This is a genomic window from Erythrobacter sp. SD-21, assembly GCF_000181515.1.
In the GTDB taxonomy this organism is placed as follows: Bacteria; Pseudomonadota; Alphaproteobacteria; order Sphingomonadales; family Sphingomonadaceae; genus Qipengyuania.
In genome coordinates this window covers 1-26,128 of sequence record NZ_ABCG01000008.1, presented here as the reverse complement: position 1 = coordinate 26,128, position 26,128 = coordinate 1, and the positions used below count along the sequence as shown (strand labels likewise).

At 63.6% G+C, this 26,128-nt stretch carries 29 protein-coding genes and 2 tRNA genes; 21 read left to right on the top strand and 10 right to left on the bottom strand.

Annotation, left to right across the window (positions count from 1 at the left end):
• The first annotated feature begins 34 nt into the window (after positions 1-34).
• Genes ED21_RS12335 through ED21_RS12320 form a run of 4 tightly spaced genes read left to right on the top strand, consistent with a single transcriptional unit; the run spans position 35 to position 4,322 of the window.
• Entirely contained in the window at positions 35-1,351 is a 1,317-nt protein-coding gene (locus ED21_RS12335) for a 3-methyl-2-oxobutanoate dehydrogenase (2-methylpropanoyl-transferring) subunit alpha (RefSeq protein ID WP_006834248.1), read from the top strand.
• Positions 1,348-2,409, top strand: coding sequence for an alpha-ketoacid dehydrogenase subunit beta (locus ED21_RS12330; RefSeq protein WP_006834247.1), 1,062 nt, complete (start codon positions 1,348-1,350; stop codon positions 2,407-2,409). Before ED21_RS12335 ends, ED21_RS12330 begins: the two co-directional genes overlap by 4 nt.
• Positions 2,410-2,414: 5 nt before the next feature.
• On the top strand, positions 2,415-3,725 hold the full coding sequence (locus tag ED21_RS12325) for a dihydrolipoamide acetyltransferase family protein (protein ID WP_006834246.1): 1,311 nt from the start codon (positions 2,415-2,417) through the stop codon (positions 3,723-3,725).
• 18 nt (positions 3,726-3,743) lie between these two features.
• Positions 3,744-4,322 carry a YdeI/OmpD-associated family protein gene (locus ED21_RS12320; protein WP_006834245.1) on the top strand — a complete coding sequence of 193 codons (579 nt, stop codon included), beginning with the start codon at positions 3,744-3,746 and terminating at the stop codon, positions 4,320-4,322.
• 12 nt (positions 4,323-4,334) lie between these two features.
• Here ED21_RS12320 and ED21_RS15485 read toward each other — a convergent pair whose 3' ends face one another.
• Positions 4,335-4,484: a hypothetical protein gene (locus ED21_RS15485; protein ID WP_006834244.1), complete on the bottom strand. Its 150-nt coding sequence runs from the start codon at positions 4,482-4,484 to the stop codon at positions 4,335-4,337.
• A 189-nt stretch (positions 4,485-4,673) separates the two neighbouring features.
• Here ED21_RS15485 and ED21_RS12315 point away from each other — a divergent pair.
• A tRNA-Asp gene (locus tag ED21_RS12315) sits at positions 4,674-4,750 on the top strand.
• 16 nt (positions 4,751-4,766) lie between these two features.
• Here ED21_RS12315 and ED21_RS12310 read toward each other — a convergent pair.
• The 6 genes from ED21_RS12310 to ED21_RS12285 form a co-directional block, all read right to left on the bottom strand.
• Positions 4,767-5,549, bottom strand: coding sequence for a DNA-formamidopyrimidine glycosylase family protein (locus tag ED21_RS12310; RefSeq protein WP_006834243.1), 783 nt, complete (start codon positions 5,547-5,549; stop codon positions 4,767-4,769).
• A gap of 36 nt (positions 5,550-5,585) precedes the next feature.
• Positions 5,586-7,010: an MFS transporter gene (locus ED21_RS12305; protein ID WP_006834242.1), complete on the bottom strand. Its 1,425-nt coding sequence runs from the start codon at positions 7,008-7,010 to the stop codon at positions 5,586-5,588.
• Positions 7,011-7,058: 48 nt separating this feature from the next.
• The gene (locus tag ED21_RS12300; RefSeq protein ID WP_006834241.1) at positions 7,059-7,274 is read right to left on the bottom strand and encodes a DUF2842 domain-containing protein; all 216 of its coding nucleotides are present in this window, start codon (positions 7,272-7,274) and stop codon (positions 7,059-7,061) included.
• Positions 7,271-7,843 (bottom strand): 5-formyltetrahydrofolate cyclo-ligase, encoded by a 573-nt coding sequence (locus ED21_RS12295; protein WP_006834240.1) that lies wholly within the window; start codon positions 7,841-7,843, stop codon positions 7,271-7,273. The genes ED21_RS12300 and ED21_RS12295 overlap by 4 nt, the downstream gene beginning before the upstream one ends.
• Positions 7,844-8,180: 337 nt before the next feature.
• Positions 8,181-8,525 carry a cell division protein ZapA gene (locus ED21_RS12290; RefSeq protein ID WP_006834239.1) on the bottom strand — a complete coding sequence of 115 codons (345 nt, stop codon included), beginning with the start codon at positions 8,523-8,525 and terminating at the stop codon, positions 8,181-8,183.
• Positions 8,522-8,704 carry a hypothetical protein gene (locus tag ED21_RS12285; RefSeq protein WP_006834238.1) on the bottom strand — a complete coding sequence of 61 codons (183 nt, stop codon included), beginning with the start codon at positions 8,702-8,704 and terminating at the stop codon, positions 8,522-8,524. Before ED21_RS12285 ends, ED21_RS12290 begins: the two co-directional genes overlap by 4 nt.
• Before the next feature lie 178 nt (positions 8,705-8,882).
• On the opposite strand from ED21_RS12285, the gene tkt reads away from it, so the two are divergent.
• From tkt to ED21_RS12260, 5 genes are read left to right on the top strand one after another with little or no spacing between them, the layout of a single operon-like run.
• Positions 8,883-10,862 (top strand): transketolase, encoded by a 1,980-nt coding sequence (gene tkt, locus ED21_RS12280; RefSeq protein WP_006834236.1) that lies wholly within the window; start codon positions 8,883-8,885, stop codon positions 10,860-10,862.
• 15 nt (positions 10,863-10,877) lie between these two features.
• Positions 10,878-11,885, top strand: a complete 1,008-nt coding sequence (gene gap / locus ED21_RS12275; protein WP_006834235.1) for a type I glyceraldehyde-3-phosphate dehydrogenase — start codon at positions 10,878-10,880, stop codon at positions 11,883-11,885.
• Between the two features lie 13 nt (positions 11,886-11,898).
• A complete protein-coding gene (gene pgk, locus ED21_RS12270) occupies positions 11,899-13,095 on the top strand; it encodes a phosphoglycerate kinase (protein WP_006834234.1) in 1,197 nt (398 codons plus the stop codon).
• Positions 13,092-14,162, top strand: coding sequence for a serine hydrolase (locus ED21_RS12265; protein WP_006834233.1), 1,071 nt, complete (start codon positions 13,092-13,094; stop codon positions 14,160-14,162). Before pgk ends, ED21_RS12265 begins: the two co-directional genes overlap by 4 nt.
• A gap of 3 nt (positions 14,163-14,165) precedes the next feature.
• Positions 14,166-14,804: a 2OG-Fe(II) oxygenase family protein gene (locus ED21_RS12260; protein WP_006834232.1), complete on the top strand. Its 639-nt coding sequence runs from the start codon at positions 14,166-14,168 to the stop codon at positions 14,802-14,804.
• Here ED21_RS12260 and ED21_RS12255 read toward each other — a convergent pair.
• Entirely contained in the window at positions 14,801-15,559 is a 759-nt protein-coding gene (locus ED21_RS12255) for a flavodoxin family protein (protein WP_006834231.1), read from the bottom strand. The two genes, ED21_RS12260 and ED21_RS12255, sit on opposite strands and share 4 nt — an antisense overlap.
• Positions 15,560-15,683: 124 nt before the next feature.
• Here ED21_RS12255 and ED21_RS12250 point away from each other — a divergent pair, with 124 nt between their 5' ends.
• Positions 15,684-16,571, top strand: coding sequence for a fructose bisphosphate aldolase (locus ED21_RS12250; RefSeq protein ID WP_006834230.1), 888 nt, complete (start codon positions 15,684-15,686; stop codon positions 16,569-16,571).
• 6 nt (positions 16,572-16,577) lie between these two features.
• Here ED21_RS12250 and ED21_RS12245 read toward each other — a convergent pair whose 3' ends face one another.
• Positions 16,578-16,967: a hypothetical protein gene (locus ED21_RS12245; RefSeq protein WP_006834229.1), complete on the bottom strand. Its 390-nt coding sequence runs from the start codon at positions 16,965-16,967 to the stop codon at positions 16,578-16,580.
• 77 nt (positions 16,968-17,044) lie between these two features.
• On the opposite strand from ED21_RS12245, the gene thiE reads away from it, so the two are divergent.
• From thiE to ED21_RS12230, 3 genes are read left to right on the top strand one after another with little or no spacing between them, the layout of a single operon-like run.
• Entirely contained in the window at positions 17,045-17,677 is a 633-nt protein-coding gene (thiE, locus tag ED21_RS12240) for a thiamine phosphate synthase (RefSeq protein WP_006834228.1), read from the top strand.
• A 58-nt stretch (positions 17,678-17,735) separates the two neighbouring features.
• Positions 17,736-19,010 carry a L,D-transpeptidase family protein gene (locus tag ED21_RS12235; protein WP_034922645.1) on the top strand — a complete coding sequence of 425 codons (1,275 nt, stop codon included), beginning with the start codon at positions 17,736-17,738 and terminating at the stop codon, positions 19,008-19,010.
• A 17-nt stretch (positions 19,011-19,027) separates the two neighbouring features.
• Positions 19,028-19,729 carry a M23 family metallopeptidase gene (locus ED21_RS12230; RefSeq protein WP_006834226.1) on the top strand — a complete coding sequence of 234 codons (702 nt, stop codon included), beginning with the start codon at positions 19,028-19,030 and terminating at the stop codon, positions 19,727-19,729.
• 12 nt (positions 19,730-19,741) lie between these two features.
• Here ED21_RS12230 and ED21_RS12225 read toward each other — a convergent pair whose 3' ends face one another.
• Positions 19,742-20,104 (bottom strand): hypothetical protein, encoded by a 363-nt coding sequence (locus ED21_RS12225; RefSeq protein WP_006834225.1) that lies wholly within the window; start codon positions 20,102-20,104, stop codon positions 19,742-19,744.
• A 142-nt stretch (positions 20,105-20,246) separates the two neighbouring features.
• On the opposite strand from ED21_RS12225, the gene efp reads away from it, so the two are divergent.
• From efp to ED21_RS12190, 7 genes are all read left to right on the top strand, one after another.
• The gene (efp, locus tag ED21_RS12220) at positions 20,247-20,810 is read left to right on the top strand and encodes an elongation factor P (protein ID WP_006834224.1); all 564 of its coding nucleotides are present in this window, start codon (positions 20,247-20,249) and stop codon (positions 20,808-20,810) included.
• Between the two features lie 12 nt (positions 20,811-20,822).
• Positions 20,823-21,176: a hypothetical protein gene (locus ED21_RS12215; RefSeq protein WP_006834223.1), complete on the top strand. Its 354-nt coding sequence runs from the start codon at positions 20,823-20,825 to the stop codon at positions 21,174-21,176.
• A gap of 9 nt (positions 21,177-21,185) precedes the next feature.
• Positions 21,186-22,007, top strand: coding sequence for an inositol monophosphatase family protein (locus ED21_RS12210; RefSeq protein ID WP_006834222.1), 822 nt, complete (start codon positions 21,186-21,188; stop codon positions 22,005-22,007).
• A gap of 40 nt (positions 22,008-22,047) precedes the next feature.
• Positions 22,048-22,132 (top strand) — tRNA-Leu (locus ED21_RS12205).
• Between the two features lie 98 nt (positions 22,133-22,230).
• The gene (locus tag ED21_RS12200; RefSeq protein WP_006834221.1) at positions 22,231-22,812 is read left to right on the top strand and encodes a hypothetical protein; all 582 of its coding nucleotides are present in this window, start codon (positions 22,231-22,233) and stop codon (positions 22,810-22,812) included.
• Between the two features lie 54 nt (positions 22,813-22,866).
• Positions 22,867-24,666: an SLC13 family permease gene (locus ED21_RS12195; RefSeq protein WP_006834220.1), complete on the top strand. Its 1,800-nt coding sequence runs from the start codon at positions 22,867-22,869 to the stop codon at positions 24,664-24,666.
• A gap of 124 nt (positions 24,667-24,790) precedes the next feature.
• Positions 24,791-26,128: an amidohydrolase gene (locus tag ED21_RS12190; protein ID WP_034922662.1), complete on the top strand. Its 1,338-nt coding sequence runs from the start codon at positions 24,791-24,793 to the stop codon at positions 26,126-26,128.

Sequence of the window (26,128 nt, the reverse complement as noted above, 5' to 3'; positions counted from 1 at the left end):
CGCAAGCGTAAGATTCCGTCTGGGAGACGATTCTATGGCCGACAGGCCTCACGATGATGCGAAGCTGGGCGACAATCGCCCCAAGCTCTCGCTCCACGTACCCGAACCCAAGTTCCGCCCCGGAGACGCGGTGGACTTCTCGCATATCCAGGTTCCCGAAGCCGGTGCGCAGCCGCGTCCGGACGAGACGACCAAACCCGAAGACATGCTGGATTTCGCCCACGGGCTGATCCGCGTGCTGGGCGAGGACAACAAGGCCCACGGTCCTTGGGACCCCAAGCTCGACCCTGAAACGCTGCGCACAATGCTCGGCCACATGGCCATGACGCGCGCTTTCGACGAGCGCATGTTCCGCGGCCAGCGGCAGGGCAAGACCAGCTTCTATATGAAGTGCACCGGTGAAGAGGCGACCAGCGTCTCAGCCTCGATGGCCCTTGCGGCGGACGACATGGTCTTCCCGAGCTACCGCCAGCAGGGCATCCTGATTCAGCGCGGCTATCCGATGATCGAGATGATCAACCAGATCTACTCGAACCGGGGCGACAAGCTGAAGGGCCGCCAGCTACCGATCATGTACTCCAGCAAGGAGCACAGCTTCTTCACCATCTCGGGCAACCTCGCCACGCAGACCCCGCAAGCGGTCGGCTGGGCGATGGCCTCGGCGATCAAGGGCGACAGCCGGATCGCGGCGACCTGGGTGGGCGAAGGCAGCACCGCGGAAGGTGACTTCCATTCCGCCTGCCTCTTCGCGACCGTCTACAACGCGCCGGTCATCCTCAACGTGGTCAACAACCAGTGGGCGATTTCGAGCTTCAGCGGGTTCGCCGGGGCGGAGCGCGCGACCTTTGCTGCGCGCGGGGTGGGCTATGGCATCGCCTCGCTGCGTGTCGATGGCAACGATCCGCTGGCCTGCTACGAAGCCGAGCAATGGGCTGCCAACCGCGCCCGCGCCAACGCCGGGCCGACGCTGATTGAGTTCTTCAGCTACCGCGCCGAAGGGCACTCCACGTCCGATGATCCGTCTGGATATCGCAGTGCGCAGGAACGGGACGAATGGCCGCTGGGCGATCCGGTCATGCGCCTCAAGAACCACCTCATCGAAATCGGCGAGTGGGACGAGGAGCGTCAGGAAAAGATGGACCTCGAGGCGGCCGAATACGTCAAGAAGACGACCAAGGAAGCCGAAGAGAACGGCATCCTCGGCCACGGCCTCCACCATCCGTTCCGCACCATGTTCGAAGATGTGTTCGAAGAGCTGCCCTGGCATCTCAAGGAGCAGGCCCAGCAGGCGATCCACGAACGCGAAACCAAATTCCCCGAAGGACTTCCGAACGGAGGGAAGGGCGCATGAGCGAGACCGCAACCAAACCCGCACCCAAGACGGAAGAAGGTACCGAGCGCCGCCTCAACATGATCGAAGCGATCAACGATGCGCTCGACGTGTCGATGGGCCGCGACGAGAACATCGTCATCATGGGCGAGGACGTCGGCTATTTCGGCGGCGTGTTCCGGTGTACAGCCGGGCTCCAGCAGAAATATGGCAAGACCCGCGTGTTCGACACGCCGATCTCCGAATGCGGCATCATCGCTGCGGCGGTGGGGATGGGGGCCTATGGCCTGCGTCCCGTGCCGGAAATCCAGTTCGCGGACTACATCTACCCCGGCCTCGACCAGCTGATCTCCGAAGCCGCGCGCCTGCGCTATCGTTCGGCAGCCGAATACACTGCGCCGATCACCGTGCGCAGCCCCTTCGGCGGCGGCATCTTCGGCGGACAGACGCACAGCCAGAGCCCCGAGGCGATCTTCGCCCACGTCTCCGGCCTGAAGACGGTCATCCCGGCGACGCCCTATGACGCGAAGGGTCTGCTGATCAGCGCGATCGAGGACAACGACCCGGTCATCTTCTTCGAGCCCAAGCGCATCTACAACGGCCCGTTCTCGGGCTATTACGACAAGCCGGTCGAGCCGTGGAAGCGCTTCGATGCGAGCGTTGTGCCGGAAGGCCATTACAAAATCCCGCTCGGCAAGGCGCGTTATGCGACCGAGGGCGATGAACTCACCATCCTTGCCTACGGCACCATGGTTCACGTGGTCGAGGCGGTCTGCCGCGAGAAGGGCGTGGAGGCCGACATCGTCGACCTGCGCACCATCGTCCCCGTCGACATCGAGACGATCGAGGAATCGGTCAAGAAGACCGGCTGCTGCCTGATCGTCCACGAAGCGACCCGCACCGCCGGTTTCGGTGCCGAACTGTCGGCGCTGGTGACCGAACGCTGCTTCTATCATCTCGAAGCTCCGGTTGAACGTGTGACCGGCTTCGACACGCCCTATCCCCACAGCCTCGAATGGGCTTATTTCCCCGGCCCGATCCGCATCGGCGAGGCCCTCGACAAGATTCTGAGCGAGTAACCGACATGGCAAAGTTCATATTCAACATGCCCGACATCGGCGAAGGCATTGCCGAGGCGGAAATCGTCCAGTGGCACAAGAAGGTCGGCGACCGGATTCAGGAAGACGAGGAATTCGTCGACATGATGACCGACAAGGCCACCGTGCCGATGGAAAGCCCGGTCGACGGAAAGATCCTCGAGATCGCCGGTGAAGAAGGCGACATGGTCTCGATCGGCTCGATGCTGGTGGTGATCGAGGTCGAGGGCGAAGTGCCTGACGATGTAGCAGAGGAAGCTGCGTCTCCTGCTCCTGCTCCTGCTCCTGCTCCCGCACCGAAGGCCGAGACGGTCGAGGAGCGTATCGAGGTCGAGACTTCGGATGCGAGCGATGCCGACGATGCGATGGCGGCCGACCCGTCGCCGCCTCCCGCTCCTGCGCCGACGCCTGCTCCCGAGCCGGCTCCTTCGGCCAAGGTCCTCGCGACCCCAGCCGTGCGCAAGCGCGCCAAGGACTTGGGCGTCGATCTTTCGCAGGTGAAGCCTAGCGAGGAAGGCCGCGTGCGCCACGGCGATCTCGACCAGTTCTTGTCCTACAATTCGGGTTACGGCGCGGCTGCCAAGACTCGCGAGGACGAGGAAAAGAAGGTCATCGGCATGCGCCGCCGCATTGCCGAGAACATGGCGGCTTCGAAGCGCAACATCCCGCACTTCTCCTATGTCGAGGAGTGCGACGTTACCGATCTCGAAATCCTGCGCACACAGCTCAATTCAAACCGTGGCGACAAGCCGAAGCTCACCATCCTGCCGATGCTGATCACCGCGATCTGCAAGACGCTGCCCGACTTCCCGATGATCAACGCGCGCTATGACGATGAAGCGGGTGTGGTGACGCGGCACGGCGCGGTCAATTTGGGCATGGCGGCGCAGACCGATGCGGGGCTGATGGTCCCGGTCATCAAGAACGCGCAGGCCAAGAACCTGTGGCAGCTCGCCAACGAGATTTCGCGCCTCGCCGATGCTGCACGGGGTGGCACGGCGAAGAAGGAAGAGATGGAAGGCGGCACACTGACCGTCACCTCGCTCGGGCCGCTCGGCGGCGTGGCGACGACGCCGGTCATCAATCGTCCTGAAGTCGCGATCATCGGCCCGAACCGCATCATCGAGCGCCCGATGTATGTGACGGGAAGCGACGGGGTGGAGCGGATCGAGAAGCGCAAGCTGATGAATATCTCGATCAGCTGCGATCACCGCGTTGTCGATGGCTGGGATGCGGCGAGCTTCATCCAGGCGCTGAAGCGCCTGCTCGAAACGCCCGCGCTGATCCTCGTCGACTGATCTGATAGGCTGTCGCGCATGACGCGTGACAGCCGAGTTGACGACTACATCGCCAAGGCGCAGCCCTTTGCGCGCCCGATCCTGACGCACCTGCGCGGCGTAGCCGCCGCAGCGGAGCCCGAAGCGGAGGAAGCGCTGCGATGGGGCGCGCCCTTCTGGATCCTCGAGGGTAGGCAGCTCTGCGGAATGGCGGCCTTCAAGGCGCATTGCGCCTTCGTGGTCGAAGGTCCCGGAGGCGGGGAGGCGATGGGCGATCTCGGGCGGATTGCTTCGCTCGACGATCTGCCTCCCGACGAGGACCTGACCCGGCTGCTCCGCGACAAGGCCGCGCGTATCCGGTCGGGGGAGGACAATGCGGCGAAAGCGAAGCCAAAAGCCAAGCCCAGAATTGCCATGCCGGACGACTTCGCGGCGGCCCTTGCCGGAGCCGCTGGCGCACAAGCCGTGTGGGACGGGTTCACTGACGCCCAGCGGCGCGATTACCTCGATTGGGTCGTTTCGGCGAAGCGCGAAGCGACACGGGAAAAGCGTATCGCAACCGCTGCGGCGTGGATCGCCGAGGGCAAACGCCGCAATTGGAAATACGAGAAATGCTAGATCGCGGCGCGCCTATTGCGCGGCAAGACGCGGCAATTCGGTAACCGACGCGTGCGCATGGCCGTCGAAGGCTGAATTCTGGATATCGATCGCCGATTTGGCTGCCAGTGTACCGCCGCCCAGCATGGCCAGCGACAAGGCGAGAAAAGCCTTTTGCATCATAGCGAAACCCCCGTTTAGCCCCACGCGATTTCTCACCGGAGAGTCGGCTCAAAAGGTAAATTTCGGGTAAATTTCAACAGCATGGTCTGAAAGGCGAAAAAGTACGAAAAAAGCCGCTGAATATGCGTTGACAGGAATAGGAGGCTCCCTTAGATGCGCGGCTCCCAAGGGGGCGCTACAGCGCAATGCGCGGGTGTAGCTCAGTTGGTTAGAGTATCGGCCTGTCACGCCGAGGGTCGCGGGTTCGAGTCCCGTCACTCGCGCCACCTTGGGATTTTTACCTCATTTCTGATGCTTGTCGCAGAAGTAGGCGGTCCGTCCGCCTACCTTGGTGCTGACGATCGTGCCGCCGCAGCGGCGGCATTCCGCACCGCTTTTCCGGTGCCGTATCAGCCAGGCCTCGGGCAGGTCCTCGTAGCTCGCTTCCACACGAACAACGCCTTTCAGGATGCGGCGCATCGCAGCGTGGATATCCGAAAGCACGTCCTCCCCCAGCGCGTTCGCGCGCGCTTCTGGGTGGATGCCGGTCTGGAACAGGGTTTCGTCGGACCACAGATTGCCGATGCCTGCCATTTTGTCCTGTTTCATCAGCGCGGACTTGATGGCGCTGCGCGTGCTCCCGAAGGTTTGGACGAATTGCTCGCACGACACCTCCAGCGCATCCGGGCCAAGTCCTTCGTCCTCTAAATAGCTTGCCGGATCGTCGATCACGCGCACATGGCCGAGTTTTCGCGGGCATTGGAAGGCCAGGCGACGGTCTCCTTCGAAGCGGATCAGCAGCTTGGTATGATCGGGCGGATCGTCCGGCGCGTCGAAGGGCACGAGCTTGCCTGTCATGCCGAGATGCACTGTCATCCACGGGCCGGTCTTCGATCCGGCGAAGATGTTCTTGCCGTGACGGCGGGTCTCGGTGAATTGCCGACCGACCAGCCGCGCGCGCTCATTGTCGCCGGGCAGTTCGATATAGGTGACATCCTCGCCCAGCTCGACCGCCTCGATCGTGCGGTGGAGGCATTCACGCTCGAGGGTAAGGCGCTGCGCTTCGTTTTCAGGCAATTCGGGCATGGCCGGACAACGATGCTTTCCGACCGCCGGTTCCGCCTAACCCGCCGCTTCGCGCAACCGCCGCAGGTTTTCCTCGTGCCCCTGCTTGTCGATCCGGTAGCGCGCGATGCAGTAGAGCGCGCCGAGATAGAGGATGAGGAGCGAGGGCGCATAAAGCGCGCCGAGTTTCCACAAGGTATCGGCGGGGACGCTGGCCGGGTCCGCCCCTTCCGGGAAGTCGATTCCCGACAGGATCGCGCCGGCTGCCGCCACGCCGATGCCCTGCGTAACCTTCCGGGTGAAGGTCGTCGCGGCATAATAGACGCCCTCGCTGCGCCGCCCGGTCCTCAGCTGGTTCGCTTCGACAAGGTCGGCGATCATCGAATAGGCGACCGCCTGGGTCGCGATGATCAGCGCAAGATCGATGACGTTGATCGCCATGACCAGCGGGAAAAGGACCGGATCGCCGTTCTCGGGCATCAGACCCGCAAGCCGCAGGAGCACCGGAGCGGGCTGGATCGTGAAGGCGAGCAGGCCGAGTACGATCACCGCCCGCTTCTTGCCCAGCCGCCGCACGCTCCGGGGCGCGATCAGAAAACCGAGCAGGGCGGAGAGAAGCACCGCGCAGGTCCAGATGAACAGCTGGAACTCCACGAAGCCCCAGAAATAGCGCAGCATGAGGAAGGACAGCGCAGCCGCCAGACCCGAGGCGATGGCGAACAGGACCGTGGCGAAGAAAAGTGCGATAAAGCTTTTCTCGCTGAGCGTCTCGACCATCTCGCGGAATATCCGCCGCAGGCTGAACTTCTCGCCCGTGGTCACCGGACGGTGGAGGTGGGGTATTCGGTGATGCGTGCCGATGGCCGATACAAGGATTGCCGCCAGGATCAGCAGCGATCCGATAATGCCGTAGGTTGCGTAGGCTTCGCGGTCGAGGATGCCCAGCGGGCCTGTCGCCAAGGCTCCGAACATGACGATGCTCATCATGCTGCCGCCGGTCCAGCCGAAGAACAGGCGATAGGATTGCAGGCTGGTGCGCTCCTCGTAATCGCTGGTGAGTTCGGGGATCAGCGCGGAGCTGGGCGTTTCGTAGAAGGTGATGAAAGTGCGGATCAGCACCGCAAGGCCGGTTAGGTATAGGAACAGCCCGGTCTGGCCCCAGTCGGGCGGGTTCCACAGCAGGAAATAGCTCAGCGTCACCGGCAGGGCGGCGGCGTACATGAAGGGGTGGCGACGCCCCCATTTGCTGCGAAAGTTGTCGGACCAGTAGCCGACCAGCGGATCGGAGACAGCGTCGAAGACGAGCGCGATGAAGATGGCGAGGCCGACGAGGCCCGGCTCCAGCCCGATCACGGTGCCGTAGAACAGCAGAAGGAAATAGTCGAAGCCGTTGTTCTTGATGCCGAAGGCCGCCGCTCCGATGCCGTGCGCCAGCTTCAACCCGGTCGACGGCTTCTCCGATACCGCGGCAATGCTCGCCATGTCCTCTCCCTCATGACCGAGGTTAGAACAGGTGCGAATGCTTGGCAATCAGCGCCAGCGACCGGTTTCCATCCATTTGAGGAAGCGCCCGAGCGGGAGCAGCCAGGCGAGGCCGAGGAATACGTAGATCACGGTCTGCGCCAGTGTTGGCCATTCGCCGATAAGCTCGGGGGCATAGCGCGCGATCACGATCCCGTAGACGAGCAGGCCCAGCAACAGGCCTAGTAGGCCGACGGGGATGCGCCAGGTGGGTTCGGTTCTCATGGCAGGGGTCCGTAAAGCCGGGTGGGAGTCACGATGGCGCGCAAGGACTGGTCGTGCTCTTCATGAGGGAGCTCTTCGGCGAGCTGGCAATCCCATGCGAGACCGATGGGCGTTGCACCGGGGCGGTCGGTCAGCCAGCGGTCGTAATGCCCGCCGCCCTGACCGAGCCGCTTCCCATCTGCCGTGAAGCCGACCAACGGGACGAACAGTACGTCGGGTTCCAGCACCGGCGCATCCAGGAAGGGCTGGAGCAGGCCGAAGGGGCCGACTTCGAGATCCTCCTCGTCGAAGGGATCCGAATGATGCGCGAATTCCATCGGCGCGTTGCGGCTGGCAAAGCGGGGCAGGGCGATCTCGTGGCCGCGGTCGAGGAAGAAATTGGCGTAGGAGGCCGCCGGAGCCTCGAAGGGATTGGCGCGGTAGAGCCCGATCACGGCGCCTTCCGGGACGAGGTCCAGGAGCGGGGAAGGCGGTCGATGGAACACCAGCGCACGCATGCTGTCCGGCAGCGCCGCGACATGATCGCGCCGGGCGCTGCGAAGCTGTTTGCGAAGAGTGTCTTTGTCCATGTCCGTTCGCCCTGAGCTTGTCAAAGGGCCGTCCTTTTCTTTTTTGGTCATGCAAAAGTGAAGTGCAGGGCTTCGACAAGCTCAGCCCGAACGGATTGAGAGGTTTGCACTACCCCGAACGCGCTCAAGCAGCGAAGCGGTAGCGCAATAAATAAAGTGACGGGACCACCATGGGTCGTTGCCTTGAAATCCTCTGACGCCTTCACGTCAGGTGGGCGCCGTATATCCGAACCGCCGGGACGAACCCGCCAATCCGGTAGGGACAGCTCCCTTGGATTGCTTATAGCCTCAGGGATGTTCGATCGGCTCGTGCCGGGCAGCCCCGCCAGTTACCTATTTAGGAGGCCTCGGGGCCGCTCTCAAGCCTTGATGCGGCATTTTCGAGCGCGAGGGCCAGTCGTTCGAGCTTGTCGGCGACGCAATCGGTGTCGATGGCGGGCGAAGCGGGCGCAGGTGAGGGAGGCGGCGGAGCGGATGCCTTCTTGCGCGCTTCGTCCAGTTCGTCGGCCAGCAGGAGCGAGGCGAACAGCAGGTTCTTGGCCTCGTTGCCCGAAAGGTTCGCGCCCATCTGGGTAAGCTTTTCGTCGACCACCCCGGCGAGGCGGCGCACGCTGTCTTCCTGCCCGTCGGCGCAAGCCACCGTATATTGGCGGCCGCCGACCTTGAGCTTGACGTCGCTCATTGCTCGAGGCTTTCGATCAGCGTGTCGAGCTCGGACAGGCTGGCCGCGACGCGTGCCTTCAGCGCGTCGTGACGAGCCGATGCAGCGGTATCGCCACGCGGATGGGCCGCCTGCGCCTCGATCCGCGCAAGCGCCCGCTCGATCCTGTCGACAGCGCCGGAAATTCGTTGCTCGCTCATGAGGCGAAGGAATTAACGATATTGACGCGCCTTGGCAAAGGTTTGGGGGCGGCTGTTGATAACTCGCCGCAGCCGAACAGGGGCCATTTTCGCCGCCTTGCTCCGGTTGACCTCGGGCAGCCCTTCCGCGATGGGTGCGCCCGCGTCGAATCGCACCATATTTCCGAAAGGCACAAGCATGAGTCTCGACACGCCGCGCATGGTCCCGATGGCCAATGCAATCAGGGCCCTTTCGATGGACGCGGTGCAGGCGGCGAATTCGGGTCACCCCGGCATGCCGATGGGCATGGCCGACGTCGCCACCGTGCTGTGGACCGAATACCTCAAGCACGATGCTGCCGCCCCCGACTGGGCTGATCGCGACCGTTTCGTGCTGTCGGCAGGTCACGGCTCGATGCTGATCTACAGCCTGCTCCACCTTTCCGGTTACGCCCATCCGACGATGGAAGACATCCGCAATTTCCGCCAGCTCGAATCCCCTTGCGCCGGCCATCCGGAAAACTTCCTTCTCGACGGTGTGGAATGCACCACCGGCCCGCTGGGTCAGGGCCTTGCGATGGCGGTCGGCCTGGCGATTGCGGAGCGCAAGCTGAACGCCGACTTCGGTGACGCCATCGTCGACCACAAGACCTGGGTCATCGCCGGCGACGGCTGCCTGATGGAAGGCATCAATCACGAGGCCATCGGCCTTGCCGGGCATCTGAAGCTCGGCCGGATGAACGTGCTGTGGGATGACAACCAGATCACCATCGATGGGTCGACCGACCTTTCGACCAGCGAAGACATCAAGGCTCGCTATGAAGCGACCGGCTGGCACGTCACCAGCTGCGACGGCCACGACTTCGACGACATCCGCCGCGCGCTCGACGAAGCGCAGGCCGATGAACGTCCTTCGCTGATTGCCTGCCGTACGGTCATCGGCAAAGGCGCGCCCAACAAGCAGGGCACCAGCGCCACGCATGGCGCGCCGCTCGGCGACGAGGAAATTTCCGCTGCGCGCGACGTGCTGGGCTGGGATTACAAGCCCTTCGAAATTCCCGAGCAGGTGCTTAGCGACTGGCGGGGCACGGCGGACGCCGGGGCGAAGGCACATTCGCAATGGACGGACCGCCTCTCAGGTCACGACCAGAAGGCCGACTTCGAACGCCGCATGTCGGGCGATCTCCCAGCCAAGTTCAGCCTCGACAACTACATCCAGTCGCTGATGAAGGACCCGGTCAAGGTCGCCACCCGCAAGGCGAGCGAAATGGCGCTGGAGCAGATCAACGCCATGCTGCCCGACACCTTGGGCGGAAGCGCTGATCTCACAGGCTCGAACAATACCAAGGCTGGCGGGATCGGCCCGTTCACGGCGGACGATTACTCGGGCCGCTATATCTATTACGGTATCCGCGAATTCGGCATGGCCGCCGCGATGAACGGTATGGCGCTGCACGGCGGCGTTATCCCTTACGGCGGCACCTTCCTCGTGTTTACCGACTACTGCCGCGCCGCGATCCGTCTTTCGGCCCTCCAGCAGACGCGCGCCATCTACGTGATGACGCATGACAGCATCGGTCTCGGCGAAGACGGACCCACCCACCAGCCGGTCGAGCATGTGCAGAGCCTGCGCATGATCCCGAACCTGCTGGTAATGCGCCCCGCCGACGCGGTCGAGACCGCCGAGTGCTGGGACATCGCGCTACGCAGCAAGGACCGCCCGACGGTTCTCGCGCTGACCCGCCAGGGCCTCCCACAGGTGCGCAACCATCCCGAAGAGATCGATATGTGTTTGAAGGGGGCCTACCGCCTCAAGGAGGCCGGCAACGCGCACAAGGTCACGCTCATCGCCAGCGGCTCCGAAGTACACCTCGCTCTGGCTTGTGCCGAGGAACTGGAAAAGCAGGGTGTCGGCGCCAGCGTCGTCTCGATGGTCTGCACCCAGCTCTTCGACGAGCAGGACGAGGCGTACCGCAAGGACCTGATCCCGGCATCGAGCCTGCTCGTCAGCATCGAGGCGGGCACCACTTTCGGCTGGGAACGCTACACCGGCGAGAATGGCCTCAATATCGGTCTGGACCGCTTCGGCGCCAGTGCGCCGGCACCCGACCTCTTCAAGAAATTCGGTTTCACTGCGGACGCCATCGTGCCGCAAATCATGAACAAATTAAACGGTTAAGCAGGAGCTCTTCGCATGGCTACCAAGGTTGCAATCAACGGTTTCGGACGCATCGGTCGCCTCGTCGCCCGTGCCATTCTGGAGCGTGAGGACCACGATCTCGAACTCGTTTCCATCAACGACCTCGCCGACACCAAGTCGAACGCGCTGCTGTTCCAGTACGACAGCACGCACGGCCGCTTTCCCGGCACGGTGGAAGTCGGCGACACCGCGATCATCGTGAACGGCAAGTCGATCGCCGTGACCAGCGAGCGTGAGCCCGGCAAGCTGCCGCACGGCAAGCAGGGCGTCGATATCGTGCTCGAATGCACCGGCTTCTTCCAGTCCGACGAAGCCTGCCGTCCGCACCTCGACGCAGGCGCCAAGCGCGTGCTGATTTCGGCCCCCGCAAAGGGCGTTTCGGCGACCATCGTTTACGGTGTGAACCACGAGACGCTGACGGCGGAAGACGTGATCGTCTCGAACGCTAGCTGCACCACCAACTGCCTCTCGCCGATGGCCAAGGTGCTGCACGACACGGTCGGCATCGAGCGTGGCTTCATGACCACGATCCACAGCTACACCAATGACCAGCGCATGCTCGACCAGATGCATGGCGACATGCGCCGTGCCCGCGGCGGCGCGCAGAACATGATCCCGACCACCACCGGCGCAGCCCGCGCGGTCGGCCTCGTTCTGCCCGAACTCGCCGGCAAGCTCGACGGCAGCTCGGTGCGCGTGCCGACGCCGAATGTCAGCCTCGTCGACCTCGTCTTCACGCCCGGCCGCGACACCAGCGCCGAGGAACTGAACGCGGCGCTCAAGGCCGCTGCGGAAGGCCCGATGAAGGGCGTGCTCGACTACACCGACCAGCCGCTCGTCAGCAGCGACTTCAACCACTATCCGGCCAGCTCGACCATCGACAGCCTCGAGACCAGCGTGATGGAAGGCAAACTTGCCCGCGTCGTCAGCTGGTACGACAACGAATGGGGCTTCTCGAACCGCATGATCGACACCGCCGGCGTGATGGCGAAATTCCTCTAAGGAAAGCCCCGATATGAGCAGCTTCAGGACCCTCGACGATCTTGGCGACGTAACCGGCAAGGTCGCGCTGGTGCGCGTCGATTTGAACCTTCCCATGAAGGATGGTTCGGCAACCGACGTCACCCGTGTCGAGGCGGTCAAACCGACCATCCTCGAACTCGCCGACAAGGGCGCGAAGGTCCTGCTGCTCGCCCATTTCGGCCGTCCCAAGGGACAGCGCCATTCGACCATGTCGACCAGCTTCGTGCAGGGCGATGTCGAGAAGGTGCTGGGCAAGGAAATCATGTTCATCCCCGAAGTCATGGGCCCCGTGGTCGAACAGTCGATCGGCATCCTGCGTAACGGGGACATCGGCCTGCTCGACAACGTCCGCTTCTGGCCAGGCGAAGAAGCGAACGATCCCGAATTCGCGCGCGGCATCGCCGCGCATGGCGATTTCTACGTCAACGATGCCTTCTCCGCCGCGCACCGCGCCCACGCTTCGACCGAGGGGCTCGCGCATCACCTCCCGGCCTACGCAGGCCGCGCGATGGAAGCGGAACTGAAGGCGCTCGACGCGGCGCTGGGCAATCCAGAACAGCCGGTTGCGGCCGTTGTCGGCGGGGCCAAGGTTTCGACCAAGCTCGACGTGCTCGAGAATCTCGTCGGCAAGGTCCAGCACCTCATCATTGGCGGCGGCATGGCCAACACCTTCCTCGCCGCGCGCGGAGTCGATGTCGGCAAGTCGCTGTGCGAGCACGACCTCAAGGACACCGCCAACCGCATCATGGACCAGGCCGACCATGCGGGGTGCACCGTGCACCTGCCCTATGACGTGGTGGTGGCCAAGGAATTTGCGGCCAACCCGCACAGCCTGCGGGTCTGCAACGTCCACGAGGTCGCCGAAGAGGAGATGATCCTCGACGTAGGTCCGCAGGCGGTCGAAGCTTTGGGCGACGTCCTCAAGACCTGCCGCACGTTGGTATGGAACGGCCCGATGGGAGCCTTCGAGACCGAGCCGTTCGACGCCGCCACGGTGGCTCTCGCCAAGACGGCCGCCGCGCTCACGGAAGGCGGCTCGCTGACTTCGGTTGCAGGCGGAGGCGACACGGTCGCCGCGCTCGCCCATGCCGGGGTGAAGGACGATTTCACCTTCGTCTCCACTGCCGGAGGCGCATTCCTCGAATGGATGGAGGGCAAGGACCTTCCGGGAGTCGCAGCACTAAAATGATCCGTACCCTGCTGGCTGCCTGCCTTGCCATCGTCCCGACCACGGCATTGGCGCAGGACGAGTTCGACGCGTTCTCCGAATTCCTCGACGAATACCGGAAGGAGCAGCGTACCCCATCCATGAGCGCGGCCATCGTGCGTGATGGCGAGATCGTCTGGGAGGGATATTTCGGCGTTTCCGATGATGAGGGCGATGTCAGGGCCTCGCCCGAAACCACATACTACATCGCCTCGGTCACCAAGCCGATTGCCGCCACGGCAATCCTTCTCGAGGCGCAGGAAGAGGGGCTCGACCTTTCGCTGCCGATGGCATCGGAAGATGGGTGGGCCGGAACGTGCGACTGGCTATCCACGTCGCAGATACCCTTCGGCGCGGGCGGTACCGACCAGTTCGGCAACGCCATTCCCGCCATGGATTGCAGCAAGCCGACAACGCTCGAGCAGATGCTCGACATGCGCGCCAATGGCGATGCCTTCGTCTACAACCCTATTGCCTACGCGCGCATCGATCGCGCCATCGAGGGGGCAGGCGGCAGGCCACTGCGCGACATCGTCCGCGAGCATGTCGCCGATGCGGTCGGCATGACCGATGTCGCGCTTGGCTGGCGCGATCCGCAGGGCGGGGCGGCGCTGCGCAATCTCGCACCTCCCTTCACGGTTACGGAAGACGGGCCGCAGAAAGCTGCGCTGTTCGACGACGATTTTCGCGCGGCAGCCGGCATCCTTGCGAGCGTTCGCGATCTGGCAGCTTTCGAAATCGCCTATGAGGGCGGAGAACTGGTGTCCGATGCCGAACGGCGCAACCTTGTGGAGCGCGAATTGCCCGAGCTTGGCGATTACCGCCACGGCTGGTGGCTCTCCGACTGGGAAGGCCAGCGCCTGCAATGGCATTCCGGCTGGGAGCCGGGCCAGTATTCCGCCATGTACCTCAAGGTCCCCGAACAGGACCTTGCGCTGATCGTTCTGGCTAACACCGAACTGCTCTGGTGGGGCAATTCGATCGTGCGCGCCGGTATCGAGGACAGCCCGGTTGCCCGCCGCTTCCTCGAAACCTTCGCGCGACGCTGACGAATGCCGACCACCCGACACCTCTTCGCCACGCCTTTCATCGCAGACACCCTTCAAAGCGAGGAAGGCTTACGCCTGCTACGCGAGGCAATCCGGGACCAGCAGGATCGCGACGAGGGGATTCAAATTTCAAACATCGATGGCTGGCATTCCAACACTCAGATGCTGGAATGGGGCGGGGAGGCCGCACGCGCGCTCGCTTACAAGGCGATGACACTGGCGGACGAGCAGACAATCGATATTAAGAAGCCGGAGGGTAGTCGATTTACTTGGCACCCCGAGATGTGGGCCAACGTCAGCGTCAAAGGGTCGGCAAATCAATACCATTTTCATCCTGGCAGCTTTTGGTCAGCGGTTGCGTATATCGATGATGGTTATGACGGGGCGACCGATCCCAAGCTCGGTGGGGAGCTGCAATTGCAGGATCCGCGCATGCCAATGGTCCGCATGACGGCGCCCGACCTGCGCATGAAAGAGGCCAACGGCCAACCCATGCACAGCGAGGTTTTGCTGCGGCCCAAGACCGGCATGATCGTGATGTTTCCCAGCTGGCTCCAGCACGCGGTCCGCCCGTTCCACGGCGAAGGAACGCGTATCTCCGTGGCGATTAATCTCGTTCCGGTGCTGAAGCAGCCGGGCTAGCGGTGCTCGGGATTGGGCGCGTCGAAGCGGCGGCCTTCCTTCCATAGATCGACCGAGTTGCCCCAGGCCGGGATGCCGCCCGCGTCCTTTAGCATGCGCGCGATGTGCATCAGGTTCCAGGTCATGAAGGTCGTGTTGCGGCGGGTGAAGTCGTTGTCGAAGCCGACATAGCCGTCACCGTCCGCCTTCGCGTCGCCATAGCTGGGACCGGGGCCGGCCTCGCCAATCCAACCCGCGTCGGCCTGCGGCGGGATGGTGTAGCCGACGTGCTGGAGCGAATAGAGCACGCCCATGCCGACGTGCTTGATGCCGTCCTCATTGCCGGTGACGATACACCCGCCGACCTTGCCGTAGAAGACGTATTGCCCGGCCTCGTTGGTCTGGCCCGAATGGCCGTAGAGCCGTTCGATCAGGCGCTGGCAGACGGAGCTTTTCTCGCCCAGCCAGATCGGGGTGCCGACGACGAGGATGTCGGCGGCCTGCACCTTTTCCCAGATCGCGGGCCAGCCGTCCTTGTCCGCGCCGTGTTCGGTCATATCGGGATAGACGCCGGGGGCGATGTCGTGATCGACCAGCCGCACCTGTTCCAGCGCGACCTTGTTGCGCACGAGAATCGTCTCGACCACCCCCAGCAGCTTGTCGGTGTGCGAGCCCTGCGGCGTAGGTTTGAGCGTGCAATTGATCGTCAGCGCCCTGAGGTCGGAGAAGTCGGTCGTGTTCTCCTCGCAAAGCCGTTCCTGTGTCGCGTCGAGCATGAATTCTCCTCTTCCTCCCACAACATACGTCCCGGCAGGCGATAAGTTACCCGGCGGGTGTTGCAGGTGCGAAGGGGCCCGGCTATTGGCTGCGCATACGATTGCACCAACACGGGATGGCCAGATGACTTTCGATGAAATGCGCGAGCGGATTGCACACGGGCAGGGCTTTGTCGCGGCCCTCGACCAGTCCGGCGGTTCGACGCCCAAGGCGCTGCGCGGCTATGGCGTGGAAGACAGCGAATGGTCCGATGAAGACCAGATGTTCGCGCTGATCCATGAAATGCGCAGCCGCATCATCGAAGCGCCCTGCTTCGGCAACGGCAAGGTCATCGGCGCGATCCTGTTCGAAAAAACCATGGAAGGGACGAGCGGCGGCATGAGCGTGCCTGCGCGCCTGAAAGATCGCGGCATCGTGCCCTTCCTGAAGGTTGACAAGGGCCTCGAGGACGAGCGCGACGGCGCGCAACTGATGAAGCCCAATCCCAACCTCGAAGCCATGTGCGCGCGGGCGAAGGAACTGGGCGTCTTCGGCACCAAGATGCGCAGCGTAATCAAGTCGGCCAATCCGGTCGGCATCAAGGAAACGGTTCGCCAGCAGTTCGCAGAAGGCGCGCGCATTCTTGCCTGTGGCATGATGCCCATGCTGGAGCCGGAATACGACATCACCGCCGCCGATCGTGCGGAAGGCGAAAAGATCATGCTAGCCGCAATCGAGGAAGGTCTGGACGCACTGCCCGAAGGCCAGCAGGTCATGCTCAAGCTGTCGATCCCGGTCGAAGCCGGGCTCTACGCCGGGCTTGCCAAGCACCCCAAGGTGCTGCGCGTGGTGGCGCTTTCGGGCGGCTATTCGACCGACGAGGCGTGCGAGAAACTGGCGAAGAACCCCGGCATGATCGCCAGCTTCAGCCGCGGCCTGCTGCAGGATCTGCGCAAGCAGCAGGACGATGCCGAATTCGACGGTACGCTGTCGGGTGCGATCGACCAGATCCACGCCGCCAGCATCACCTGATCGGACTCAGCGTCTCTCGAATGTGAAACGATAGGCGTCGGCGGGGATCGCTTCCTCGCCGCGCTTTTCCGGCGTTCCCGAGACCAGCATATAGGTGCGACCGAGAACTTCATGCGGCTCGCCCAGCGTGAGGTTGGCGGTCTGCGCCCAGTGGGTGGAGGTGATCCGCGTCGAAACGGTGAGTTTGCCCGCCCAGACGCAGCGGACGTTCTCGGGGCAGCGGCTGTCCTCGACCACCGAGAGCGGTGTGAGGATGGCATCGCTGGTCCATACCGGATCGCCTATCGCTACGGGCGTTCCCTGCGCTGCGGCATCGCCATTCACACGCGGCGTATCGGGGATCACGGCGCAGGCGGAAAGGGAGAGCAGGGCGAGGGCAGAGAGAAGCGTTTTCATGTCGTCGCTAGACGCCCGGCGCGCTTTCGCATGGCTGAACGCGTGACGAACCGTGTGAGCCGCGATAGAGGGCGCGCATGGACGAAAACATTTCCACCCAGCTCTACCTGATCTCGCCGCTCGACGTGTCGGGCGATTTCCCGCAGCGGCTCGAACGGGCGCTGGAGGCCGGCAAGGGCCTCGTCACCGCCTTCCAGTTCCGCGTGAAAGGTATTGACCAGCACGAAGCGGCGGCGCTTGCCGAGCCGCTTCAGGCAATCTGCGCCGCGCATGAGGTGGCCTTTATCGTCAACGATTCCATCGCGCTCGCCAAGCGGCTCAAGGCCGACGGCGTGCACCTTGGCCAGAAGGACGGCGACGTGCGCGAGGCGCGCGAGGAACTGGGCCGCGAGGCGCAGATCGGTGTTACCTGCCACGCCTCGCGCCACCTTGCTCTGGAAGCGGGCGAGGCGGGGGCGGACTATGTCGCTTTCGGTGCTTTCTTCCCCAGCGAGACCAAGGACAGCGAACACCGCGCGGATACCGATATCCTCGCATGGTGGCACGGACTGGTGGAAATCCCCTCGGTCGCCATCGGCGGTATCACGCCTGCAAATTCCCGCCCGCTGATCGAGGCGGGAGCGGACTTCCTTGCCGTATCGGGCGCGGTCTGGTCGGGCGACGAAGTAGCCGCGGTTAAAGGCTTTGCGGAGCAAATCGCGCGGACGTGAGTTATCTTTCCTGAACGGGGCGGGTCGCCTTCCCCGATTGTATTCAAGAGAGGTCCCCATGCGTAACCTTTTATTCGCCGCCGTGTCTTCGCTCGCCCTTGCCGCTTGCGGGATGAACGGAGCCGAAGAAGACACCGAGGCCGACACCACCGCGCAGGCCCAGCCGTCCGACGACTACGGCTACGAGACCTATGACGAGAACAACCTCGCCGATTCCATGGCATCCAACGATGATGCCAATGGCATGGGCGACAGCGTCGCGAACGAGGATGCGGCCATTCCCGACAGCGAAGAGCGCCCGGTCATGCAGGCGCAAGTCGTGCTCGACCGGATCGGTTTCGGCCCCGGCGTGATCGACGGCAAAATGGGCATGAGCACCGAGAACGCGCTCAACGGGTTTCAGGAAGCCAACGATCTCGAAGTCACCGGCGAGCTGGACGAGGCGACCAAGACTGCGCTCAGCGACTGGGATTCGATCCCTGCGACGCGCGTCGTGACGATACCGGCCAGCTGGTCGGATGCCGAGTATGTCGACATGCCCGAGAAAACGAGCGCGAAGGCCGAACTGGAGCGGATGGGCTACAAATCGCTCGACGAGCGACTGGCCGAGCGTTTCCATACGACCGTGGATGTGTTGAAACGGCTCAATCCTAATGGTCGCCCTGCGGGAATGGAGGCTGCCAACTCGACTTCGAATTCGACGTCCAGCGGCCCAACAGGCTCTTCAGCTGCGCCGACGCCAACCTCGAGTGCGACTTCCGATCAGGCCGACAGCGAAACCTCCGGCGACAGTTATTTTACTGCCGGACAGCAGATTCGCGTGCCCAATATCGGCGCGGACCGGATCGAGAAGGGCTCGATCGAGGATCGCGGCTGGCAGCAGACGCTTGCCAGCCTCGGGGTCGGCAGCGATCAGCCCCAAGTCGACCGCATAGTTGTGAGCAAATCGGAAGATACGCTGCGCGCCTATCAGGACGACAAGCTCGTGGCGCTGTTCACGGTGAGTTCCGGTTCCAGCGAGTTCCCCTTGCCCATCGGCGAATGGGACATTCTCGGGATCGCGCAAAACCCGCCATTCGACTATGATCCGCGCGTGCTCGAGGGGGACGACGATGCCGAAGGGGAAAGCTATACCCTGCCGCCGGGCCCCAATGGTCCCGTCGGCGTAGTCTGGATCGACTTATCCAAGGAGCACTATGGTATCCACGGCACGCCAGAGCCGCAGACTATCGGTCGCGCTCAGAGCCATGGTTGCGTGCGTTTGACGAATTGGGACGCTGCGCGGTTGGCGCGGATGGTCTCTCAGTCCACGCAGGTGATTTTCGAGGCCTGAGCGGCTAGGGGAGGGATATGGGTTTCGTAGACAGACTGCTCACCATCGTCATCACGGCCACGATCACCAGCGCAATCTGGATCGTGGCCGGCGGAAGCCTTATCGAGAACGCGACCGGCGAGGGACAAAGAGCCTCGACGCGTCCCGCCGAGGCAGCGCCCAGTCCGGCGCCGACAAGTACCGGCCCTGCCGAGCCGGGCACAGAAACACCGGTTTCCGACGAAGCGCGCAACGCGGAAGCGCTTGATACGCAATTCGCTCAGCCGGTCGATGAAGACAAGGTCGGAAATCTCATGATACCTGTGCTTAACGTCCGTCCGGGCGAACTGTCGGACACTTACACCGACTCGCGCGGAGGCGGTCGGCGGTTACATGAAGCGATCGATATCATGGCACCACGCGGGACCAGCGTCATCGCAGCCGCAGCCGGAACCATTGAAAAGCTCTTCCAATCGGATGCTGGCGGGCAGACGATTTACATACGCTCGGACGATGGTCGGACGGTCCATTACTATGCCCATCTGGACGAATATGCGCCGGGATTGAGCGAAGGCCAGAAGATCCGTCGCGGCCAGCGTCTGGGGACGGTCGGATCGAGCGGAAACGCCTCGCCCGACGCGCCGCACCTTCATTTTGCGATATTGCAGACTACACCCGATGCGGCATGGTGGGAGCCTGCGAACGCGGTCAATCCCTACCCGCTGCTCAGCGGGCGATAGGCGCAAAAGGGTCTAGTCGCGGACCGGCCCTGCACGGTGGCAGCGCAGGCGGCCGAGCTTCCCGTCGCGCCCCAGCTCCTGGAGCAGGCCGGACGAGACGCGCATCATCGTATGGCCCTTGAGCGGACCGCGCGTAAAGGTGACGCGGCGGCCTTCATAGAGATAGGTGCCCGAACCCTTGTCGGTCTTGTAGCTGGACGCGCCGGTGATCGAGAAGCCGTGGCCCTCGACCTCGTTCCACGCCGCGCCATCGGCGGTGCCGGGCAGCGCGCAGACATATTCGCCCTGCTGCAACAGGCCGAGACGGCCCTGGGCGAGCGACGGCGTCGCGGCGAGCGCCGCGGCGGCAAGGATGGTGTAGCCAAGCGGTTTCAAATCAATACCCTCCGGTCATTCCATATAGGGAATTCGCGCCAAAATTTCCACCGCCTTGCCGTTGGCACCGCTTGGCTGTAAGGCGCGCTCCACACGACCGTCCGATGCCGGGCGGCGCTCTTTCACATCGAGGCAAACTCCCATGAAGATCAGCGGCGTGGACATTCGTCCGGGCAACATCATCGAATACGAAGGCGGAATCTGGAAAGTCGCCAAGATTCAGCACACCCAGCCCGGCAAGGGCGGCGCCTACATGCAGGTCGAGATGAAGAACCTGCAGGATGGCCGCAAGACCAACGTGCGCTTCCGCAGCGCCGACACGGTCGAAAAGGTGCGTCTCGATACGCAGGATTACCAGTTCCTCTACGAGGACGGCGATATGCTCGTCTTCATGGACCAGTCGACCTATGAACAGATCACGCTCCCGTCCGACCTCCTGGGCGATGCCCGGCCGTTCCTGCAGGACGGCATGCAGGTGAAGCTGGAACTGTGGGAAGAAAAGCCCATCTCGGTCGAACTGCCGCAGCAGATCGAAGCCGAAATCGTCGAGGCCGACGCCGTGGTGAAGGGCCAGACCGCTTCTTCCAGCTACAAGCCCGCCGTGCTCGACAACGGCGTGCGCATCATGGTCCCGCCGCATATCGAAAGCGGCACGCGGATCGTGGTCGACGTGTACGAGCAGAGCTACGTCGGTAAGGCCAATTAGGGAGTCGCGTCCATGGGCAAATCCATCGCCAGCCGTTTCGATCATATCGACATCGAGAAGAGCACTCTGCGTGCCGTCATCATCAACGATGACGAACTAACGCTGGAGATGGATTTCTGCCTCGAACCCCAGCATCCCGATTACGAGGAGCCGGGCGAGGACGAGGAATGCTGCTGGCACCCCGGCCTCCTCAAGTTTGCAGGTATCAGCAAGCTGCAGCTCGACCGCCGCGAGACCGACAAGGATGGCATCCAGCGCCGTTTCGCCATCCAGAAGTTCAATATCGAGGGCACGAAGTTCGACATGGAATGCGAGTGGGGTGACATCCACCTCGCCGCCCGTTCGATCCGCGTCCTCACCGAATAAGAGAGCACAATGGCCGCAATTTCCGGACTGATCCGCGTGATGGAGAAGGCCGCGCGCAAGGCGGGTGGCCGCCTGCGCCGCGACTTCGGCGAGATCGAACACCTGCAGGCAAGCCGCAAGGGCCCCGCCGACTTCGTGTCGAAGGCCGACCTTCGCGCCGAGCGCACGATCTATGATGAACTTCTCGCCGCGCGCCCCGACTGGGGCTTCGAGATGGAAGAGGCCGGCACGATCGAAGGCGCAGAAGGCGCCCCGCGCTGGATCGTCGATCCGCTCGACGGCACCAGCAATTTCCTGCACGGCATCCCGCATTACGCGATCAGCATCGCGGTGCAGGAGCGCAAGCTCGGCAGCGACGAGTGGGGCGATGTGACTGCCGGTGTAGTTTATAATCCAACCACCGACGAAACCTTCTGGGCCGAAAAGACCCGTGGCGCATGGCTCCACGATGCGCGCTTGCGTGTCTCATCGCGCCGCAGCCCGTCCGAAGCGTTGATCGCGACCGGCATCCCCTTCGCGGGCCATGGCGATTTTGCCGAATGGTCGAAAATCTTCAACGCCATCGGCCCCAATGTGGCGGGCATCCGCCGTTTCGGAGCAGCTTCGCTCGATCTCGCCTGGCTCGCGGCCGGGCGTTATGACGGCTTCTGGGAAAGCGGCCTGAGCGACTGGGACACAGCCGCAGGGTGCCTGATCGTGCGCGAGGCGGGCGGTTTCGTGTCGGACTTCCGCGGTCGCTCGCAGCCGATCCATTCCAAGCAGGTTCTGGCCGCCAACGATCAGCTGCACTCGCGCCTGCACAAGATTCTCGCCGGCGCTCTGAAGGCTTGAAGCATTACCGGAGCGCGGCTAAGCCCCGCGCTCCACATGGGCCTCCGTGGCGGAATTGGTAGACGCGCTCGACTCAAAATCGAGTTTCTTACGAAGTGCCGGTTCGAGTCCGGCCGGGGGTACCAGCCTTTGAGATAGTCGGGTTCCATGTAACCTTTCGCGAACCGCCGCGAAAGGAGACCCGAGGGCGCATCCAGCGCCCACGCTTAGCAAAGGACCGACCATGACCGACCGCCGCCTGATCCGGGGGCTTGCCGCCCTGCTGCTGCTGACGGTTGCCAGCCAGATCTTCTACACCGCCGTCGTCTCGGGCTCGGAAAACGAGATGCTGCGCCCGCTGACCTGGTTCACCGAGCTTTTCGCCTTTGCCATATCCACCGTGCTCGCCCTGTCTCTGGCCGCGCGCCGACCGCAGCAAGCCCCAATCTGGGCGACCATCGCGCTCGCAGGGACGCTCAACACGATACAGGTCGCCATGGGTCTTTCCATGTTCGGACCGGCGATGGAGGCGGGCGAGGCCGTGCCGCAGCTTTTCGCAGCCGTGCTTGCCGGTGCCTTCTTCTTCTATTTCCTCGCGAAATTCCTGCTCGGTGGAGCGGCGATCCTGCTCGGCGCCGGCGCGCTCAAGGCCGGTAGCGGGTTGGCGAAGGCGCTTGGCGGACTTGTCGCACTTGCCGGTATAGTTTCGCTTCCCCTGTCGCTTCTCGCCATGGTCGACGCCGAAAGCTGGACCTTCGTCGCGGGCGCATCCGGGACCGCCGTCACCGCCTTGTTGGCAGCCCTCCTGCTGGCCCGATCGGAGTGACCGCGCGCAAAAGCGCTTGATATTGAAGGGCAGGGATGGAATTCATCATCCCGCATGATCGGGATGCCGTCCTACCACGCGATAGCCGCCATGGTCTTGACCGTGGCGATGTTCATCGCTTTTGCGCGCGGGCGCATGTCCATCGAGATCGTCTCGCTGCTGACTATCGCGGTGATCGCAGTGGGGCTCTATTTCTTTCCGCTCGAAGGCCAGTCGCCGACCGATGGCCTTGCCATCGCCTTTGGCGGCTTCGGCCATTACGCCCTTATCACCATCTGCGCGCTGATGATCCTCGGGCGGGGGCTGATCGTCACTGGCGCGCTCGAACCGGCGGCACGCGTGCTGGAGCGGATTTTCAAGTTCAACCTCCAGATCGGCCTCCTTGTGTCGCTGATACTGGCTTTCGTGCTGTCGATGTTCGTCAACAACACCCCGGTTCTGGTGCTGCTGATCCCGATCTTCGTGACGCTGGCTGCGCGCGGCGCCATGCCGGCATCGAAGACGCTGATGCCGCTCAACGCAGCCTCGCTGATTGGTGGCCTTGCGACGACCATCGGCACTTCGACCAATATCCTCGTCGTCTCCATCGCGGTCGATCTCGGCATGCCGATGATGAGCGTGTTCCATTACACCCCCATCGTGCTCGCCGCCGGACTAGTGGCACTGCCCTACCTCTGGCTGGTCATGCCCAAGATGCTCGAGGACAACCGGATCGAGCAGACACACGAAATGCGGCGCTTCTACACGCGCCTGCGCGTCACCGAGAACAGCCTCCTCAACGGGCGCGAATTGTCGCAGATCGCCTCGCGACTTCCGGCAGGGATCGAGTTCCATGACATGAAGCCAGGCCTCTTCCGCCCAGGCCAGCGGATCAAGGTCTCGGGGACGCACGAGGCCATCGAGGAAGCGATTGCCGTCATGCGCGGCGAGGCGGCGCCCAGCTGGGTGCTCGAACGCATCAAGCGCAAGCATGACGAAAGCGGCGAGGACATCCAGGTGGTGGAAATGACCGTCACCGCCGACAGCCGCCTCAACAGCCGCACCTTGCCGACCTCGGGCATCGCCGACCTTTACGGTGTAGCGGTCGTGGGCATCCACCGGCCCGATACGCTGATCGGTCAGAAGGACGAATTCAGCGATGTCGGCGACATTCGCATCCGCGAAGGCGACGTGCTGCTGGTCATGGGCCTGTCCGATGATCTGGAAGCTTTTGCAAGTGCCGACAGCCTGCTCCAGCTGGAAGGGCGGCGCGAGCTTCCCCGACGGTCGAAGGCCGTGCTGGCCGCTACCATCATGGCGGGCTCGGTGGCGCTTGCATCCTTCGGTCTCGTGCCCATCGCCATCGCCGCGCTGGCGGGCGCGATCCTGATGTTCCTGACCGGATGCGTGAAGTTCGACCGCGTGGGCCGGGCCTTGTCGGCGCAGGTGATCGTGCTGGTTGCCGCCAGCATCGCCATTGGGCGGATCATCCTCGAAAGCGGGGCGGCGGGCTGGCTCGGGGAAGTGTTGTCCTACGGCCTCCAGTATCTCTCGCCCGCACTGGTGCTGGCCGCGATCATGGTCTTCGTGACCTTCCTCACCAATTTTGCCTCCAACGCCACGGCGGCCACGGTGGGCACGCCCATCGCCTTTGCCATTGCGGCCCAGCTGGGCCTGCCGCCCGAGCCGCTGGTGCTGGCCGTGCTGTTCGGCTGCAACCTCAGCTACGCAACGCCCATCGCCTACCAGACCAACATGCTGATCATGGCCGAAGGCAGCTACGATTTCGGCGATTACGTGAAGACCGGCGTGCCGCTGGTGGCGATAATGGTCACCGCGCTGTCCGTCGGGCTGGTGCTGACCTACCAGTTGTAAGGCGCTTTCCTAACCCGCCCGGCTCTGCCAGTCTCGCGGGATAATCACGGGGCCGGGACCGGCGGGGGAATTTCCCGCCAGGACCGTGTTCCACCTGTTCCATCCTGAAGGGGAACCCGAGCCGATGTCCAACCTGCGTCCTACATTTGTCCTCACCGCCTGCGCGCTCGCCGCTTCGGCCTTCGCCGCGCCCGCCTCGGCCAACGATCTGCGCGCCAGCCTCGAAGAGGACATGCCGGGCCTGATGGAGCTCTACCGCGATCTCCACGCCCATCCCGAACTCAGCTTCGAAGAGCACAAGACCGCCGCCAAGCTTGCCGCGCGGATGCGCGCGCTCGGCTTCGAAGTGACCGAGGGGGTCGGGCAGACCGGCGTGGTCTCGGTGATGAAGAACGGCGAGGGGCCGACCGTGCTGCTGCGCGCCGACATGGACGGGCTGCCTGTGATCGAACAGACCGGCTTGCCCTATGCGAGCAAGGAAACGGCGACTCCGGCCAGCGGCGTCACCACGGGCGTAATGCACGCCTGCGGGCACGATACGCATATGGCGGGCTTCATCGGTGCAGCGCAGCTCCTGGCCGAGCGCAAGGATGAGTGGCAGGGCACGCTGGTAATGATCCTGCAACCGGCGGAGGAGCTGGGGCTTGGCGCGCTCGCCATGCTGGAGGACGGCCTCTACACCCGCTTCCCCAAGCCCGACTACGCCATCGCTTTCCACGATGCCGCCGCGCCCGCGCCGGCGGGGACGATCGGCTTCACGCCGGGCTATGCGCTGGCCAATGTCGACAGCGTCGATATCCTGGTGAAGGGCGTGGGCGGCCACGGGGCCTATCCGCACACCACCAGGGACCCGGTCGTGCTCGCCAGCGCGATCGTGATGAAGCTGCAGACGATTGTCAGCCGCAATTCCTCACCGCTCGATCCGGCCGTGATCACGGTCGGCAGTTTCCACGCCGGTGCCAAGCACAACATCATCTCGGACGAGGCCAAGCTGCAGCTTACGGTACGCAGCTATTCGGACGAGAGCCGCAAGCTGCTGCTCGACGGGATCCGCCGCGTGGCACGGGGGGAGGCGATCACCGCGGGCCTGCCGGAAGAGCTCTATCCCGTGGTGACGGTGGAAGAGCCCTATACGCCCTCGACCTTCAACGATCCCGACTTCAGCGAGCAGCTCGCCGCCGGTTTCCGCGAGCGGTTCGGCGAGGCGCGCGTCATGCAATGGCCGGCAGTGATGGGGGGCGAGGATTTCAGCCAGTTCCGCCGCGCCGCGCCTGAAGATGTGAAGAGCATGATCTTCTGGATCAGCGGCACGCCCGCGCCCATGCTCAAGGCGCTCAAGGAAGAGGGCAAGCCGCTGCCTTCGCTTCATTCGCCATTCTGGGCGCCCGATGCCGAAGCCGTGGTGAAGACCGGGGCCGAAGCGCTGGCGAGCGCGGCGCTGGACCTGATGCCCGCCCCTTAG

Excerpts from the sequence above, each read along its gene's own strand:
- tkt (WP_006834236.1), top strand. The coding sequence starts at position 8,883 with ATGAGTCTCGACACGCCGCGCATGGTCCCGATGGCCAATGCAATCAGG.
- ED21_RS12230 (WP_006834226.1), top strand. The coding sequence starts at position 19,028 with ATGGGTTTCGTAGACAGACTGCTCACCATCGTCATCACGGCCACGATC.
- ED21_RS12265 (WP_006834233.1), top strand. The coding sequence starts at position 13,092 with ATGATCCGTACCCTGCTGGCTGCCTGCCTTGCCATCGTCCCGACCACG.
- ED21_RS12235 (WP_034922645.1), top strand. The coding sequence starts at position 17,736 with ATGCGTAACCTTTTATTCGCCGCCGTGTCTTCGCTCGCCCTTGCCGCT.
- ED21_RS12245 (WP_006834229.1), bottom strand. The coding sequence starts at position 16,967 with ATGAAAACGCTTCTCTCTGCCCTCGCCCTGCTCTCCCTTTCCGCCTGC.
- ED21_RS12305 (WP_006834242.1), bottom strand. The coding sequence starts at position 7,010 with ATGGCGAGCATTGCCGCGGTATCGGAGAAGCCGTCGACCGGGTTGAAG.
- ED21_RS12210 (WP_006834222.1), top strand. The coding sequence starts at position 21,186 with ATGGCCGCAATTTCCGGACTGATCCGCGTGATGGAGAAGGCCGCGCGC.
- ED21_RS12310 (WP_006834243.1), bottom strand. The coding sequence starts at position 5,549 with ATGCCCGAATTGCCTGAAAACGAAGCGCAGCGCCTTACCCTCGAGCGT.
- ED21_RS12330 (WP_006834247.1), top strand. The coding sequence starts at position 1,348 with ATGAGCGAGACCGCAACCAAACCCGCACCCAAGACGGAAGAAGGTACC.
- ED21_RS12215 (WP_006834223.1), top strand. The coding sequence starts at position 20,823 with ATGGGCAAATCCATCGCCAGCCGTTTCGATCATATCGACATCGAGAAG.
- ED21_RS12290 (WP_006834239.1), bottom strand. The coding sequence starts at position 8,525 with ATGAGCGACGTCAAGCTCAAGGTCGGCGGCCGCCAATATACGGTGGCT.
- ED21_RS12295 (WP_006834240.1), bottom strand. The coding sequence starts at position 7,843 with ATGGACAAAGACACTCTTCGCAAACAGCTTCGCAGCGCCCGGCGCGAT.
- efp (WP_006834224.1), top strand. The coding sequence starts at position 20,247 with ATGAAGATCAGCGGCGTGGACATTCGTCCGGGCAACATCATCGAATAC.
- ED21_RS12285 (WP_006834238.1), bottom strand. The coding sequence starts at position 8,704 with ATGAGCGAGCAACGAATTTCCGGCGCTGTCGACAGGATCGAGCGGGCG.
- ED21_RS12260 (WP_006834232.1), top strand. The coding sequence starts at position 14,166 with ATGCCGACCACCCGACACCTCTTCGCCACGCCTTTCATCGCAGACACC.
- ED21_RS12195 (WP_006834220.1), top strand. The coding sequence starts at position 22,867 with ATGATCGGGATGCCGTCCTACCACGCGATAGCCGCCATGGTCTTGACC.
- gap (WP_006834235.1), top strand. The coding sequence starts at position 10,878 with ATGGCTACCAAGGTTGCAATCAACGGTTTCGGACGCATCGGTCGCCTC.
- ED21_RS12320 (WP_006834245.1), top strand. The coding sequence starts at position 3,744 with ATGACGCGTGACAGCCGAGTTGACGACTACATCGCCAAGGCGCAGCCC.
- ED21_RS12190 (WP_034922662.1), top strand. The coding sequence starts at position 24,791 with ATGTCCAACCTGCGTCCTACATTTGTCCTCACCGCCTGCGCGCTCGCC.
- ED21_RS12250 (WP_006834230.1), top strand. The coding sequence starts at position 15,684 with ATGACTTTCGATGAAATGCGCGAGCGGATTGCACACGGGCAGGGCTTT.
- pgk (WP_006834234.1), top strand. The coding sequence starts at position 11,899 with ATGAGCAGCTTCAGGACCCTCGACGATCTTGGCGACGTAACCGGCAAG.
- ED21_RS12255 (WP_006834231.1), bottom strand. The coding sequence starts at position 15,559 with ATGCTCGACGCGACACAGGAACGGCTTTGCGAGGAGAACACGACCGAC.
- ED21_RS12200 (WP_006834221.1), top strand. The coding sequence starts at position 22,231 with ATGACCGACCGCCGCCTGATCCGGGGGCTTGCCGCCCTGCTGCTGCTG.
- ED21_RS12300 (WP_006834241.1), bottom strand. The coding sequence starts at position 7,274 with ATGAGAACCGAACCCACCTGGCGCATCCCCGTCGGCCTACTAGGCCTG.
- ED21_RS12325 (WP_006834246.1), top strand. The coding sequence starts at position 2,415 with ATGGCAAAGTTCATATTCAACATGCCCGACATCGGCGAAGGCATTGCC.
- ED21_RS12335 (WP_006834248.1), top strand. The coding sequence starts at position 35 with ATGGCCGACAGGCCTCACGATGATGCGAAGCTGGGCGACAATCGCCCC.
- thiE (WP_006834228.1), top strand. The coding sequence starts at position 17,045 with ATGGACGAAAACATTTCCACCCAGCTCTACCTGATCTCGCCGCTCGAC.
- ED21_RS15485 (WP_006834244.1), bottom strand. The coding sequence starts at position 4,484 with ATGATGCAAAAGGCTTTTCTCGCCTTGTCGCTGGCCATGCTGGGCGGC.